Below are 15,281 nucleotides of genomic sequence, written 5' to 3'. Positions count from 1 at the left end.
CTTATTTAAGTGTTTCTTGCCATTTCCATGCCGAAAGCAAAGCATCTTCAATTGTTAATTCTGTTTTCCATCCTAATTCGTTATTTGCAAAATTGGTATCGGCATAAGCGGCAGTAATATCGCCTTCTCTTCGGTCAACCAATTTGTAATTCACTTTTTTTCCTGTTACTTTTTCAAAAGATTTGATAACTTCTAATACAGAATTTCCTTTACCAGTTCCAAGATTAAATATTTCGTAATTAGCTTTGTTGTTGTCTGCTAACAATCTTTTCAAGGCAACAATATGTGCTTTTGCCAAATCGACTACGTGAATATAATCACGTACTGCAGTTCCATCAGGAGTTGGGTAATCGCTTCCAAAGACTGACAATTCTTTACGAATTCCGGCAGCAGTTTGAACAACATAAGGAATTAAATTTTGAGGAACACCAATTGGTAACTCTCCAATTTTTGCAGATTTATGTGCTCCAGTTGGGTTGAAATATCGCAATGCAATTGCCTTTAAACCAGAAGTTTTAGTGCTGTCTTTTATAATTTCTTCTCCAATTTGTTTGGTGTTTCCATACGGAGATTCAGCAGGTTTAATAGGGGCGTTTTCGGTAATAGGTAATTCGTCTGCTTGACCATAAACAGTACACGATGAGCTAAAAATAAAATTGTTAACTTTATTGGTATTCATTTCTTGTAAAAGATATACCAAAGTGTTTATGTTGTTTTCATAGTATTTCAAAGGTTGTTCAACACTTTCTCCAACTGCTTTTGAAGCTGCAAAATGAATTACACCATCAATTTTATGATTTGCAAAAAACTCCTTTACTAGTGTTTTGTTCTTAAGGTCAATGTTAAAATAAGTTGGTTTTTTATTGGTGATAGAAGTGATATTATCTAAAACTTCAATTTTTGAATTGGATAAATTATCGATAATAATAACCTCAAAACCTTCGTTTTGTAATTCTACAACTGTGTGAGAACCAATAAATCCTAATCCTCCTGTTACTAATATTTTTTTCATTGTGCTGTGTTAGTTAACGAAATCTAAAATCGTTTTTGTTATGTATGTTAATTGTTCTTGATCTAGTTCTGTATGCATTGGCAAAGAAATTACCGTTTTAATTAATTCGTTAGTTACTGGAAAATCACTTTCTTTATAACGAGAATCTATGTACGCTTTTTGAGAATGTAGTGCTACAGGATAATAAATAGCATTTGGAATTCCTTTTTCTAACAAATGTTTATGCAAATCATCTCTTTTATCATTGGTAATTTGTAATGTATATTGATGAAAAACATGGCAATTACAAGTATCAGAAATCTCACAACAGTTATTGGTAGTTGGCGTTACAATGTTTTTGTTATTTGCAAAAGCATTGTTGTAAAAGCGAGCAGCATTTCTTCTTGCATTACAATATGCATCTAAATTGGGTAATTTTGCTTTTAAAACTCCTGCTTGTATAGAGTCTAAACGTGAGTTTACCCCAACAACATCATGGTAATAACGTTTATACATTCCGTGATTTACTATGCCACGAATTGTATGAGCTAAATCATCATCGTTTGTAAAAATTGCACCACCATCTCCATAACATCCTAAATTTTTAGAAGGGAAGAAAGAAGTTGTTCCAACATTTCCTATGGTTCCTGCTTTCTTTTTAGTTCCGTTTTTAAACGTATAATCTGCTCCAATTGCTTGCGCATTGTCTTCAATAACAAACAAGTTGTGTTCTTTTGCAATTTCCATAACAGCATCCATATTGGCAACTTGTCCAAATAAATGAACAGGAACAATGGCTTTAGTTTTTGGAGTAATGGCTTTTTTTAATGCATTAATATCAATATTATACGTTTTTGCATCAACATCTACTAAAACAGGCGTTAATTTTAGCAGTGCAATTACTTCTACAGTAGCCGCAAAAGTAAAATCTGCAGTAATAACCTCATCACCTTGTTCTAAGCCTAGACCCATCATTGCAATTTGCAAAGCATCTGTACCGTTTGCACAAGGAATTACGTGTTTTACATCTAAGTATTTTTCTAAATCTTTTTGAAATTCATACACCAAGGGTCCATTAATATAAGCAGATGTGTTTAAAACTTGCTCAATAGAAGTATTTACGGTTTCTTTAATATGTTGATATTGACCTTGTAAGTCAACCATTTGAATTTTTTTCATAATAAAATTTTAATGCATCAAAAATACGAAGTAACTTTTATTTTTTTGGTATTTATCTGTAAAATAATAATTCTGTTATCTTTGAAAAAAATCAATTTTTATGAAGTTTTTAAAGCGTTTTTTAAGAATACTTTTAGTTATACTTTTAATAGTAGTTGTTTTGGCTTGGATTTACACTAAATATGCTGCTCCTAATTATTCAGGAGAATTAGAATTAACAAATATTTCTGATGATGTAACTGTGTATTTTGATGAAGTTGGTGTGCCACATATAAATGCAAAAAATGAAAAAGATGCTTATGTTGCCTTAGGATATGTGCATGCGCAAGACAGATTATGGCAAATGGAATTAATCCGCAGAATTGCCGCAGGAAGATTGTCTGAAATTTTTGGAAAAGATTTGGTAAGAGTAGATCAGTTTTTTGGAGGTTTAGGAATCGAAGAAGCTGCTATTAAAACAATTGCTGGTTTAGATAAAACAACAAAAGCGTATAAACTGTCTCAAGCATATTTAGATGGAGTAAATCAATATATAAAAGAAGGAAAAACGCCCATAGAATTTTATATGGTTGGTGTAGAAAAAGAAAAATATACGCTAAAAGATATGTATAATGTTTTTGGGTATATGGCTTTTAGTTTTGCAGTTGCACATAAAACAGACCCTTTATTAACTGAAATTAAAGAGAATTTAGGAACTTCTTATTTACAAGAATTAATGAGTTCTTATAGTCAAAATTTAACCATCAACAAATCTCATAATCCACAAAAAATTGAAGCTATTTTTTCAAAAGCAGTAAGTAGTATTGTAGATGATTTACCAGTTTCACCTTTTATTGGTAGTAATTCTTGGGTAATTGCGCCCAATAAAACTAAAAACGGAAAAGTAATTTTTGCAAATGATCCTCATATTGCATTTGCACAACCTTCAGTTTGGTATCAAAATCATATAAAAACGCCCAATTTTGAAATCTACGGATTTAATATTGCGTTAATGCCTTTTCCCTTATTAGGGCATAATAAAGAATATGCATATGGTTTAACAATGCTGGCAAATGATGATTTAAATTTTTATGTAGAGAAAGAAAATCCTAAAAATCCTTTAGAATATAAAACTGCAGATGGATTTAAAAAGTACGAAATAAGAAACAAAACCATTAAAATTAAAGATGATGTTGATACTACTTTTCAAGTAAAAGTGAGTAAGCACGGACCCATAATGAATGGATTGATTGAGCACGTTATAGATAAACGCCCAATTGCAATGAATTGGATTTACACACAGTTGCCAAACGAAATGTTAGAGGTTGCTTACGGAATTTCGCATACTAAATCTTTAGCTGATTTTAAAAAATCTGTTGCCAAAATTCACGCACCAGGTTTAAATGTAATGTATGGTGATGCAAAAGATAATATAGGTTGGTTTTCGTCTGCAAAATTATATCAATTAAGAGATAGTTTGTCTTCTAAAATCTATTTAGATGGCGCTTCTGGTGATGATGAAATTGTAGATATTTTGCCTTTTGAGGAAAATCCGCAGGCTGTAAATCCACCTTGGAATTATGTGTATTCTGCAAATAATCAGATAGATTCTGTAAGAGGTAAATTGTATCCTGGTTATTATCAACCACAAGATAGAGCCAAAAGAATAGTAGAATTATTAGAGCAAAAAAATGATTTTACAAAAGATGATGTTGCTAAAATGATTTATGATGTAAGATCATCTACAGCATCAGAAATTGCTAGAGATTTATTAAAAAGTGTAGATCAATCTAAGCTATCTGCATCAGAAAGAAAAGCGTTTTCAATTTTAGAAAATTGGGATGGAATTTATTTAAAAACAACAGTAGCCGCAACCATTTACAATCGTTTTTTATACGAGTTTTTAAAAGGAACTTACAAAGATGAGTTAGGTAATAGTTTCGAGTTATTTATCAATTCGCAATTACAAGATCAGGTTTTACCTGTGCAAGTACATAGAAAAAATTCTGTTTGGTGGGATGATATCTCTACAGAAAATAAATTAGAAACAAAAAATGAAATTGTAAATAAATCTTTTAAAAATACCATTGCTTTTTTACAAAATCAGTTAGGAGAAAATATAGACAATTGGACTTGGAACAGAGTAATTTCTGTAGAACACGAACACGCCATTGGTAAAGCTGGAGGTTTTTTGCGTAAGTTTTTTAATGTGGGTCCTTTTGAAACTATTGGCGGGAATGAAGTGATTAATAATCAAATTTTTAAGTTAGACAGCACAGGTTATTATAAAGTAAATGCTGGACCATCAACTAGAAGAATTATTGATTTTTCTGATGTAGAAAACAGTATGGGAATTTTACCAACAGGTCAATCAGGAAATGTGTTTAGTGAATTTTACAAAGATCAAGCTCAAAAATATTTAGATGGGCAATTTGTAAAAATGAGTCTCAATGAGGCAGATTATATAAAAAGTGAAAATGTATTGGTTTTAAAACCAAGAGAGTAATTAATAGCTGGTTTTATTTTCATTGTCAAGCTGAACTTGTTTCGTCTTCTCATAATTTTTGATGCAATTCTGAAACAAGTTCAGAATGACATTACACTTCTTTATAAACTTCATTAAAAGGAATTCTAAAACGTTCTCCATAAACACCTTTTTCATCTCTAATTCCGCAAGAAACAATCATATTTATTTCTGATGCAAAAGGCAAACCCAATAAATTTTTAACGCGCCAAGTATCAGAACCTTCCATTGGGCAAGTGTCTAAGCTTTCTGCTGCCATAGAAATCATAAAATTTTGAGCTGCCAAACCACAAGTTTTATGAGCAACAATGCGCATATCGCTTTTTCTTACTTCTCTGTAAATGGGTTTAAAAAGTCCGATTATAGAAATCATTAAAAATTTAAGCAAACCCAAAATTCCTAAAAACTCGGTATATGCAAACGGAATGATTTTACCGTAATAATTTCTGGCAACTTTTTCTCTACTACTTTGTTCTGATTTCGAGTTATTTTTGCCAAAAACCGAATCCATAAAAGCTAAATTTGCTTTCGCTCTTTTTTTCCATAAATCTTTTCTAACTACAAAAACAACCAATTGTTGTGCTGTTTTTGCTGCATTTTGATTAAAACAAAAAGGAGCAATTTTATCAATAATATCTTTTGATGTAATATGATAAAATTCCCACAATTGCATATTGCTGCTGTTAGGAGCAAGAGCAGCTTGTTCTAAACATTTTTTTACAATGTTTTTGTCTATTATTTTTTTTGCATCGTAAATTCTTACTGAGCGTCTATAGTTAATTGCTTCTGAAACTGTTTTTTCTGGATTCATATTTTAATTTGAGAGGTTTTTAATTTTGTGATTCATCACCCAAAACCATAATGGAGGAAAGAGTGCTAATAACATCATTCCTGGATAACCTGTTGGCATTTGCGGACTTTCGGGCAAAGATTTTAATAATTGATAATGTTTGGCGCCATTATAATGATGGTCTGAATGACGTGATAAATTGAATAATAATGCTTGCCCAACTTGATGATCTGAGTTCCAAGAATGATTTCTTTTTACGCGCTCATAACGTCCGTTTTCTTTTTTCTTGCGTAGCAAACCATAATGTTCTATATAATTTACGGTTTCTAACAATACAATTCCTACAATGGCAGCTGCAATAAAAGAGAAAGTAGTAAATTGACCGTAAAAAAAGTAAATCAATCCTAATAAAATAATATTACAAAGTGTGTAAATTATCATTCTATTTTGATGATGAAACCAACTTCTGTTTTCAGATTTCATTCTTTTGTTTTCTAGTTTCCAGGCTTGTAGGTAACTTGTAAAATGAGAGCGAATCCAAAAAAGATATAAAACTTCATTTTTTCTAGCGGTAGCAGCATCTTCTGGTGTGGCAACATTAAAATGATGACCAGCATTATGGTAAGGTAAAAAATGCGTATTTAAAGAAGTAAGTAATAAAATTTCGCCAATCAATTCATCAAATCTGTTGTTTCTATGTCCTAATTCGTGACCAACATTAATGCCAATAACTCCGCATAAAATGCCCATTCCTAAAATTCTTCCTACTAATTCTATGTTCGTTAAATTGGGTTCGTTTATTGCATCAAAAAATAGAAACAAAAACACAATTTGAATGGGTAATGTAGCATACAAAAGGTAAGTATAAAACTTATTTTCTTTCTCTTTTTTTTCTTCTTCTTTAGAGAAATTATTTTTATTAGGTTTGATAAAAAATTCTAACAAAGGAACAAATCCAAATACAAAAATAATAGGTAAATAAGAAAGCCATCCATAATTGGTAAAAGAAATAAAAACTACAATTGGTAAGCTTAATACAGAAAAATACTTTAAGGCTTTCATTAAAGAAAATTAATTCTCTAAATATACGCAATTACTGGCAAGCATTCCAAATAACTTCCTTGGGTGTTGGTGCAATAATTTTAATATTTTCTTTACTTACAGGATGTTTAAAATCGATTTTTCTGGCGTGTAAATGAATACTTCCGTCTTTGTTGCTTCTAGGAAAACCGTACTTTAAATCGCCTTTAATAGAACATCCTATAGATGATAATTGTGCGCGAATTTGATGGTGTCTTCCTGTTTCTAAATCAACTTCGAGTAAAGAATAATTGTCTAGTTTTTTAATTACTTTATAATGTAAAATGGCTCTTTTGCTTCCAGTAATTTCTTTATTAAAAACTGATGATTTATTATTCTTCGGATTCTTTTTTAAGTAATTTATTAAAGTATCTTTTTCTTTCTTAGGATGATTTTTTACGACAGCCCAATATGTTTTTTTGATGGTTTTATCGCGCAACATTTTATTCAATCTTTCTAAAGCTTTAGAAGTTCTTGCAAAAATGATAATTCCAGAAGTGGGTCTGTCTAATCTGTGCACAACACCTAAATACACATTTCCTGGTTTGTTGTATTTTTGTTTGATATATTCTTTTACAACTTCGCTTAAAGGTTTGTCGCCAGTTTTATCACCTTGGGTAATATCTCCTGCTTTTTTGTTAACAATAATAATATGATTGTCTTCAAATAAAACTTGTAAATTTTCTTTAGTAGATTGCATTTGATAATTAAAACAAAGAATAAAAGTTATTTAAAATTATCTTTTACATCTTCGTTAACGCCATCAATAAAATTTAAAAATTCATCTCTGCCAAAACCAGTAGAAGATGAAGTAATAAATGTAGTTGGTAAAGACTCCCAATGTTGTAGTAATTTCTTTTTGTAAGAAGTAATTTGTTTGTTTAATTTAGAACTTCCTAATTTATCAGCTTTGGTAAAAACAATACAAAACGGAATTTGTTGTTCGCCTAAAAATTGCATAAATTCTAAATCTATTTTTTGAGGATCGTGTCTAGAATCAATTAAAACAAAAGTACAAACCAGCTGTTCTCTTTCTTTAAAATAATTTTCTATAAAATATTGAAAAATGGTTCTTTTCTTTTTAGAAACTTGTGCGTAACCATAGCCTGGTAAATCTACCAAAAACCAAGAATCATTAATTTTAAAATGATTGATAAGCTGTGTTTTTCCTGGTTTACCAGAAATTTTTGCCAAATCTTTACGTTCCATTAACATATTAATTAATGAAGATTTGCCTACATTAGAGCGTCCTATAAATGCATATTCTGGAATTCTATCTTTTGGAGCTTTTGTAACATTGCTATTACTCATTACAAACTCAGCAGATTTAATTTTCATAAGATTTAAATGTTTCTAGAAATAAACCAATTGTGTAGAATTTTGTTAAACTCTTCAGGTTTTTCCATCATTGCTGCATGGCCACATTTATCAATCCAAAATAAATCTGAATTTGGCAATAACTTATTAAAATCTTCAGCAACTTCAGGTGGTGTTACACTGTCTTGTTTTCCCCAAATTAAACAAGTTGGTTGTTTCATTTTAGGTAAATCTTTTGCCATATTGTGTCTTATAGCACTTTTTGCAATGGCTAAAGTTTTTAAAACAGTATTTCTATCATTTACAATTTTGTAAACATCATCTACTAACTCTTTTGTTGCTATTGCGGGGTCGTAAAAAACGCCTCTAGCTTTTTCTTCAATGTATTCATAATTACCTCTTTTAGGAAAACTATCTCCCATTGCATTTTCATACAAGCCAGAACTTCCTGTTAGCACTAAAGCGCTTACTTTTTCTGGGTAATGTTTTGTAAAATACAAACCAATATGACCCCCTAAAGAATTACCAATTAAAATAGCTTTATCAAGTTTTTTAAACTCCATAAATTCTTTTAAAAACTTAGCTAAATTTTTAACATTCGTTTTTAAAAGAGGCAAACTATATAAAGGTAATTCTGGTATAAATATTTTGTAGTTATTGTTAGAAAAATGATTAAAAGTATCGTTAAAATTACTCAAAGCACCCATTAATCCATGTAATACAATTATTGCTGGTCCTTCACCATCTTCTGCGTATGTAAATTTCCCTTCAGTTTTTAACTTATTCGTCATTGATTTCTCATTTCGCTCAAAGGCAAATGTAATTCTTTTTTATGAATAAAATATCGTTTTTGTAAAACAGGCTTGTAAAATTCAATAGAACTCACTTGCAATGAATTGTTAACAAATACGTTATTTATTAACAAAGTGGTAAAAAGTGGTAAAAAGTGGTAAATTTTATATATTTTTGATTTCAATTAATATTTTTTTTGAGTGATAAACCTTATTGGAACATATGAATGTAAAGCAGATGCTAAAGGAAGAATGATGTTTTCATCAGCCTTTAAAAAGCAGCTTGCACCTGTGTTACAAGATGGGTTTGTGGTTAAGAGAGCGGTTTTTCAACCTTGTTTAGAGTTGTATCCGATGAAAGAGTGGAGTTTAATGATGGAAAAAATCAATAGGCTAAACAAGTTTAAGAAAAAAAATAATGATTTTATCAGAAGATTTACGGCGGGTGTAAAAATGGTGGAGTTAGATGCAACTGGTAGAATTTTAATTCCGAAAGATTTATTTGCATTTGCAGGAATTAAAAAACAAGTAGTAATGTCTTCGTCTGTAAATATTATCGAAATTTGGGATAAAGAGAAGTACGAAAAAGCAATTGATGACGCTGCAGATGATTTTGCTGATTTGGCAGAAGAAGTAATGGGTAATACAGATTTTGATGAATTATCATAATCCGGTTTTACTCAAAGAAAGTGTTGATGCGCTTGCCATTAAAGAAGATGGTATTTATGTAGATGTTACGTTTGGTGGTGGAGGTCATTCTAGAGAGATTTTAAAAAGACTGGGAGAAAATGGTAAGTTGTTTGGTTTTGATCAAGACCCTGATGCTTTAGAAAATATAATAGATGACAAACGTTTTGTGTTGATTCCTGAGAATTTTAGATATATCTCAAGATTTTTAAGATTTCACGGAGTAAGAAAAGTAGATGGTGTTTTGGCAGATTTGGGTGTTTCTTCTCATCAGTTTGATGAAGCAGAAAGAGGTTTTTCTACACGTTTTGATGGCGATTTAGATATGAGAATGAATCAGAAATCTAAAAAATCAGCAAAAGAAATTATCAATAATTATTCAGAAGAAGAATTGGCTGAAATATTGTTTTTCTATGGCGAATTGAGGAATTCAAGAAATATTGCAAAAACAATTGTGGAAAAAAGAGAAGATGAGAAAATTGATACAAGTTTTCAGTTAAGAAAAGCTTTGCAAAAATATTTGCCTAAAGCAAAAGAACATAAAATTATTGCGCAAATATTTCAGGCAATAAGAATAGAAGTAAATGAAGAATTAGAGGTTTTAAAAGAGTTTTTAGAACAAGTTCCGAATTTGTTAAAAGAACAAGGAAGGTTGAGTGTTATCTCTTATCATTCTCTAGAAGATAGATTGGTAAAGAGATTTATAAGAACAGGGTTATTTAGTGGCGAGCCTGAAAAGGATGTTTTTGGAAATAGTGATGAGCCGTTACAAAAAGTTGGAAAGTTAATAGTGCCTACCCCAAAGGAAATTAAACTAAACAATAGGGCTCGCAGCGCTAAATTAAGAATAGCAACATTAAAAACGTAGAATGTCTAAAGTTAAGAAAGGGGTATATGATTTTCTAAGAGGTAGTTTTCTTACTGACGAGACTGCTTTTAAAAATTGGCGCATTATCTTTTTTGTTGTTGGCTTACTGTTAATTATGATAACAAGTGCGCATAGAGCAGATAAAAAAGTGATTCAAATATCAGAATTGAATAAAAAGAAAAGAGAGTTAAGAGCAGAATATGTAGATACGGGTACTATTTTAATGCGAATGAAAATGGAATCTAATATCAGAGAAAAAGCAAAAAAAAGAGGTTTGCAACCTTTAGAATCTCCTCCAAAAAAAATAAAAGTAACTATTAAAGAATAATAAAATTGGCAACTCACAAAAAAAGCATACTTGCAAAATTCTACTTAGTAGCTGCTTTTATGACGCTTTTTTTATTGGCTATTGTGTTTCGTGTTTTTTCAATTCAATATTCAGAAGGAGATAAGTATAGAAAGCTTTCTACAGAATTAACCTTAAAGCAAGATACAATTTACGCTAATAAAGGAAATGTATATGCAGCAGATGGTAATTTGCTGGCAACTTCTATGTCAAAATTTACCATTAGAATGGATGTGGTTGCTGCTGTAAAAAGTGGAGTTTTCGAAAAAAATGTGGTGGGTTTGTCTAAAGAACTTTCTAAAATGTTTGGAAAATCTCAAGCTTATTATCAAAATAAATTAAGAAAAGCTAAAAACAAGAAAAGTAGATATCTGTTAATTGCCAGAAATGTGGGTTATACAGATTACCTAAAAATGAAGCAATTCCCGATTTTTAATAAAGGAGTATACAAAGGTGGTTTTATTGCAGAGCACAAAACAGTGCGCGCGCATCCAATTGGTAAAATAGCAGAGCGTACTATTGGTTATGATGATTATAGAGGTGAAGCAGGTATAGAAGGTGCTTTTGCAGATTATATGCAAGGAGAAAATGGTTTGCGTTGGAAACAAAAAATTGCTAAAAATCAATGGAAACCAATTAATGATGTCAATGAAAAAGAACCTATAGATGGTCATGATATTATTACAACAATAGATGTAAATATTCAAGATGTAACACATCACGCACTTTTGCGTAAGTTAGAATATTTTGAAGCTGACCATGGTTGTGCAGTAGTTATGGAAACTGCAACAGGCGAAATTAAGGCAATTTCTAACCTAGGTAAAACATCAAAAGGAACTTTTTACGAAAAAAGAAATTATGCAGTTTGGGAAAGCCATGAGCCTGGTTCTACTTTTAAATTAGCAAGTTTAATGATTGCTTTAGATGATAAAGTAATAGACACATCAACAGTGGTTGATACCCAAAAAGGGAAAATATTTATTCATAATAGAAAAGTAGAAGATTCTAGAAGAGGGGGTTATGGCAAAATTTCTGCAGCTAGGGTTTTTGAGGTTTCATCAAACGTAGGAATTGTAAAGTTAATCAAGAAATATTATGACGATAAACCACAAAAATTTATAGACAAACTAAGCGAATACGGATTTACAAAACCAATAGGTTTTCAAATAAAAGGAGAAGGAAAACCTTATGTGCCAAATCCAAAAGATAAAAAACGTTGGAATAAAATTTCTTTAGAATGGATGTCATGGGGTTATGGAATATCAATAACGCCAATGCAAACACTAATGTTTTACAATGCTGTTGCTAACAACGGTGTTATGGTAAAACCAAGATTTGTTAAAGAACTAAGAACACAAGATAAAACCGAAAAAGTTTTTAAAACAGAAATTGTAAATCCAAAAATTGCTGCTGACGAAACTTTAAAAAAAATAAGAAAAGTGATGGAAAATGTAGTCATTAAAGGAACTGCAGATAATATTTATTCCTCTAGCTTTTCTATGGCAGGTAAAACAGGAACTGCCAAAAAATATATACCAAGAACCAAAAATAAAAAAGGCGAATGGGAAGGTGGTTACTATTCTACAAAACATTATGTGGCATCATTTGCAGGTTTTTTTCCTGCGGATAAACCTAAATATACTTGCATTGTGGTAATTCATAATCCGAAGAAAGAAAAAGGATATTATGGAGCAACAGTTGCAGCGCCAGTTTTTAAAGAAATTGCTCAGAAAATTTACACAACAACGCCAATAGATCATCAAGTTGTAAATGATAAAATTGAGTTTGCATCTATAGAAAATCAATATCAAAAGTTCGATAAAAAACTAAACAAAAATTACCAAATAATACCTGATGTTAAAGGAATGTCTGGTATGGACGCCTTGTCTTTGTTAGAAAATATTGGATTAAAGGTAAAACTTTTTGGAGTTGGAAAAGTGAAATCTCAATCACTTAAAAAAGGAGAAAAATTAGTAAAAGGAAAAACCATCATTTTAAAACTTTCGTAAACTGAAAAATTTAAAAGACATATTATACAAGGTTGCAATTAATCAGGTATTTGGTGATACAAATATTGAGGTAAATAATGTTGTTTTTGATTCACGTAAAGTGAAAAAAAATGATGCGTTTATCGCTCAAAAAGGCGTAACAGTAGATGGTCATTTGTATATAGATAAGGCAATTTCTTTAGGTGCTACAGTAATTATTTGTGAAGATTTTCCTTTGGATAAAAAAGAAGGAATTACCTATGTGCAAGTTGCCGATGCAAATACTGCTTTGGCAATTATGGCATCGAATTTCTTTGACAATCCATCAAAAAAACTTCCTCTTGTTGGTGTTACAGGTACCAATGGTAAAACAACCATTGCATCACTTTTATATCAATTATTTAAAAAAGCGGGTTACAAAGTTGGCTTGTTATCTACTGTTAAAATTTTGGTTGATGAAACCGAGTTTAAAGCCACACACACCACTCCAGATTCTGTTGCTATAAATAGTTATTTAGATAAAATGATTGAGGCTGGTGTAGATTATTGTTTTATGGAAGTGAGTTCGCACGGAATTCATCAGAAAAGAACAGAAGGCTTAACTTTTGCTGGCGGAATTTTTACCAATTTATCTCATGATCATTTAGATTATCATAAAACATTTTCTGAATACAGAGATGTAAAAAAAGTATTTTTTGATTCTTTACCAAAAACTGCTTTTGCAATTACAAATATCGATGATAAAAACGGCAACTTTATGTTGCAAAATACCAAAGCTAAAAAGTATAGTTACGCTTTAAAAACCATTGCAGATTATAAAGCTAAAATTTTAGAAAAACAGTTTTCAGGAACTTTATTAAAGATTAATGAAACCGAAGTTTGGACAAAATTAATTGGCGGATTTAACGCCTATAATTTATTAGCAATTTACGCAACCGCAGAATTATTAGGCTTAGAAAAGTTTGAAATATTAACAATTATTAGTCAGTTAGAAAATGTGAGTGGGCGTTTTGAATATGTGGTTTCTGATGACAATGTTACTGCAATTATAGATTATGCACACACGCCAGACGCATTAAAAAATGTATTAGAAACCATTAATGATATTAGAACTGGTAACGAAAATTTATACACTGTAGTTGGTTGTGGAGGAGATAGAGATAAAACCAAAAGACCAAAAATGGCACATATTGCTTCGCAATTAAGCAATCAGGCAATTTTTACTTCAGACAATCCAAGAACAGAAAACGCACAAACAATTATTGATGAAATGGAAAAGGGTGTGGCTTCAGAAAACTATAAAAAAGCTGTATCAATTTTAGATAGAAGGCAAGCTATAAAAACCGCTTGTAAGTTTTCTAACAGCGGAGATATTATATTAATTGCAGGAAAAGGACATGAAAATTATCAAGAAATAAACGGAGTGAGAACTTATTTTGACGATTTAGAAGAAGTGCAAAACTGTTTTCATCAACTAAAAAACAACTAAGATGCTGTATTATTTATTCGAATATTTAGAAAGTCAATTTAGTTTTCCTGGAGCAAGTGTATTTCAATTTATCACATTTAGGGCAGCATCAGCCTTTATTTTATCGTTGTTAATTTCTACAATTTATGGTAAAAGAATCATTAATTTATTAAGAAACCAACAAGTTGGAGAAACCGTAAGAGATTTAGGTTTAGAAGGTCAAAAACAAAAAACGGGTACACCAACTATGGGCGGAATTATCATCATTTTAGCAACATTAATCCCCGTGTTTTTATTAGCAAAATTAGAAAATATTTATATCTTAATTTTAATAATTACCACAGTTTGGATGGGTTTAATTGGTTTTGTAGATGATTATATAAAAATATTTAAAAAAAACAAAGGAGGCTTAAAAGGAAAATTTAAAGTTTTAGGGCAAGTTGGTTTAGGAGTTATTGTGGGTTCTATGTTGTATTTTAATGATGGAGTTACTATAAAAGAACAATTGCCAATAGCGCAGCAAACAGTTAACAAAGAAGGAAGAAAAATTGTTTTTGGTGATGCGCATAAATCTACAAAAACTACGGTTCCATTTTTAAAAGATAATGAATTAGATTACTCAAAAGCGTTAAGTTTTTTAGGTGATGAATATGAAAAATATGGATGGATTGTTTTCATATTTATTACTGTTTTTATTGTTACAGGAATTTCTAACGGAGCAAATTTAACGGACGGAATAGATGGTTTGGCAGCAGGTTCTTCAGCAATTATAGTGCTAACATTAGCGGTTTTTGCGTGGGTTTCTGGTAACATCATTTTTGCAGATTATTTAGATGTAATGTACATACCCAATTCTGGCGAAATGACTGTTTTTATTTTGGCGTTTGCAGGAGCATTAATAGGGTTTCTTTGGTATAACACCTATCCAGCACAAGTTTTTATGGGTGATACAGGTAGTCTAACTATTGGCGGAATTATAGCGGTTATCGCAATTGCAATTCGCAAAGAATTGTTGTTGCCAATTTTAGCAGGAATTTTTGTTGTAGAAAATTTGTCTGTAATAATGCAGGTTTCTTGGTTTAAATACACTAGAAAGAAGTTTGGGGAAGGAAGAAGAATATTTAGAATGTCTCCTTTACATCATCATTATCAGAAATTAAGTTATCACGAAAGTAAAATTGTAGTCCGTTTTTGGATTGTTGGAATCTTATTGGCAGTTTTTGCAATTGTAACCTTGAAATTAAGGTAAGAGCCTATCACAACTTCCAAAAGG

14 protein-coding genes are annotated in these 15,281 nt (G+C 30.8%); 7 read left to right on the top strand and 7 right to left on the bottom strand.

The genetic code is table 11. From position 1 onward, the window contains the following. Position 1: 1 nt before the first annotated feature. Both galE and ACY2RX_RS10895 read right to left on the bottom strand, forming a co-directional pair. Positions 2-1,012 (bottom strand): UDP-glucose 4-epimerase GalE, encoded by a 1,011-nt coding sequence (galE, locus tag ACY2RX_RS10900; RefSeq protein WP_490104010.1) that lies wholly within the window; start codon positions 1,010-1,012, stop codon positions 2-4. Positions 1,013-1,021: 9 nt separating this feature from the next. Further along, entirely contained in the window at positions 1,022-2,170 is a 1,149-nt protein-coding gene (locus tag ACY2RX_RS10895) for a DegT/DnrJ/EryC1/StrS family aminotransferase (protein WP_490104009.1), read from the bottom strand. Between the two features lie 100 nt (positions 2,171-2,270). Between ACY2RX_RS10895 and ACY2RX_RS10890 the strand changes: the two genes are divergently transcribed. After that, positions 2,271-4,655 (top strand): penicillin acylase family protein, encoded by a 2,385-nt coding sequence (locus tag ACY2RX_RS10890; protein WP_490104008.1) that lies wholly within the window; start codon positions 2,271-2,273, stop codon positions 4,653-4,655. 91 nt (positions 4,656-4,746) lie between these two features. Here the strand turns inward: ACY2RX_RS10890 and ACY2RX_RS10885 are convergent, their stop codons facing one another. From ACY2RX_RS10885 to ACY2RX_RS10865, 5 genes are read right to left on the bottom strand one after another with little or no spacing between them, the layout of a single operon-like run. Further along, positions 4,747-5,484: a nitroreductase family protein gene (locus ACY2RX_RS10885; protein ID WP_490104007.1), complete on the bottom strand. Its 738-nt coding sequence runs from the start codon at positions 5,482-5,484 to the stop codon at positions 4,747-4,749. A 3-nt stretch (positions 5,485-5,487) separates the two neighbouring features. Beyond that, entirely contained in the window at positions 5,488-6,525 is a 1,038-nt protein-coding gene (locus tag ACY2RX_RS10880) for an alkane 1-monooxygenase (RefSeq protein WP_490104006.1), read from the bottom strand. A 31-nt stretch (positions 6,526-6,556) separates the two neighbouring features. Continuing rightward, positions 6,557-7,243 (bottom strand): RluA family pseudouridine synthase, encoded by a 687-nt coding sequence (locus tag ACY2RX_RS10875; RefSeq protein WP_490104005.1) that lies wholly within the window; start codon positions 7,241-7,243, stop codon positions 6,557-6,559. A 26-nt stretch (positions 7,244-7,269) separates the two neighbouring features. Beyond that, positions 7,270-7,881, bottom strand: coding sequence for a ribosome biogenesis GTP-binding protein YihA/YsxC (yihA, locus tag ACY2RX_RS10870; protein WP_490104004.1), 612 nt, complete (start codon positions 7,879-7,881; stop codon positions 7,270-7,272). 5 nt (positions 7,882-7,886) lie between these two features. Beyond that, a complete protein-coding gene (locus ACY2RX_RS10865) occupies positions 7,887-8,651 on the bottom strand; it encodes an alpha/beta fold hydrolase (RefSeq protein WP_490104003.1) in 765 nt (254 codons plus the stop codon). Positions 8,652-8,852: 201 nt separating this feature from the next. Between ACY2RX_RS10865 and mraZ the strand changes: the two genes are divergently transcribed. Genes mraZ through mraY form a run of 6 tightly spaced genes read left to right on the top strand, consistent with a single transcriptional unit; the run spans position 8,853 to position 15,257 of the window. After that, the gene (gene mraZ / locus ACY2RX_RS10860) at positions 8,853-9,320 is read left to right on the top strand and encodes a division/cell wall cluster transcriptional repressor MraZ (protein WP_490104002.1); all 468 of its coding nucleotides are present in this window, start codon (positions 8,853-8,855) and stop codon (positions 9,318-9,320) included. Further along, positions 9,307-10,206, top strand: a complete 900-nt coding sequence (gene rsmH / locus ACY2RX_RS10855) for a 16S rRNA (cytosine(1402)-N(4))-methyltransferase RsmH (RefSeq protein WP_490104001.1) — start codon at positions 9,307-9,309, stop codon at positions 10,204-10,206. Before mraZ ends, rsmH begins: the two co-directional genes overlap by 14 nt. A gap of 1 nt (position 10,207) precedes the next feature. Continuing rightward, complete coding sequence (locus ACY2RX_RS10850; RefSeq protein ID WP_490104000.1) at positions 10,208-10,534, top strand: FtsL-like putative cell division protein; 327 nt, start codon at positions 10,208-10,210, stop codon at positions 10,532-10,534. A gap of 59 nt (positions 10,535-10,593) precedes the next feature. Further along, a complete protein-coding gene (locus tag ACY2RX_RS10845) occupies positions 10,594-12,561 on the top strand; it encodes a penicillin-binding protein (RefSeq protein WP_490104071.1) in 1,968 nt (655 codons plus the stop codon). 1 nt (position 12,562) lies between these two features. After that, complete coding sequence (locus ACY2RX_RS10840; RefSeq protein WP_490104070.1) at positions 12,563-14,029, top strand: UDP-N-acetylmuramoyl-L-alanyl-D-glutamate--2,6-diaminopimelate ligase; 1,467 nt, start codon at positions 12,563-12,565, stop codon at positions 14,027-14,029. Position 14,030: 1 nt separating this feature from the next. Then, entirely contained in the window at positions 14,031-15,257 is a 1,227-nt protein-coding gene (gene mraY, locus ACY2RX_RS10835; protein WP_490103999.1) for a phospho-N-acetylmuramoyl-pentapeptide-transferase, read from the top strand. The last annotated feature ends 24 nt before the right edge of the window (positions 15,258-15,281 follow it).

This window comes from Polaribacter sp. 2405UD43-2 (assembly GCF_058147125.1).
The sequence above is the reverse complement of the archived record's forward strand: the minus strand, read 5'-3'. Positions and strand labels throughout refer to the sequence as shown.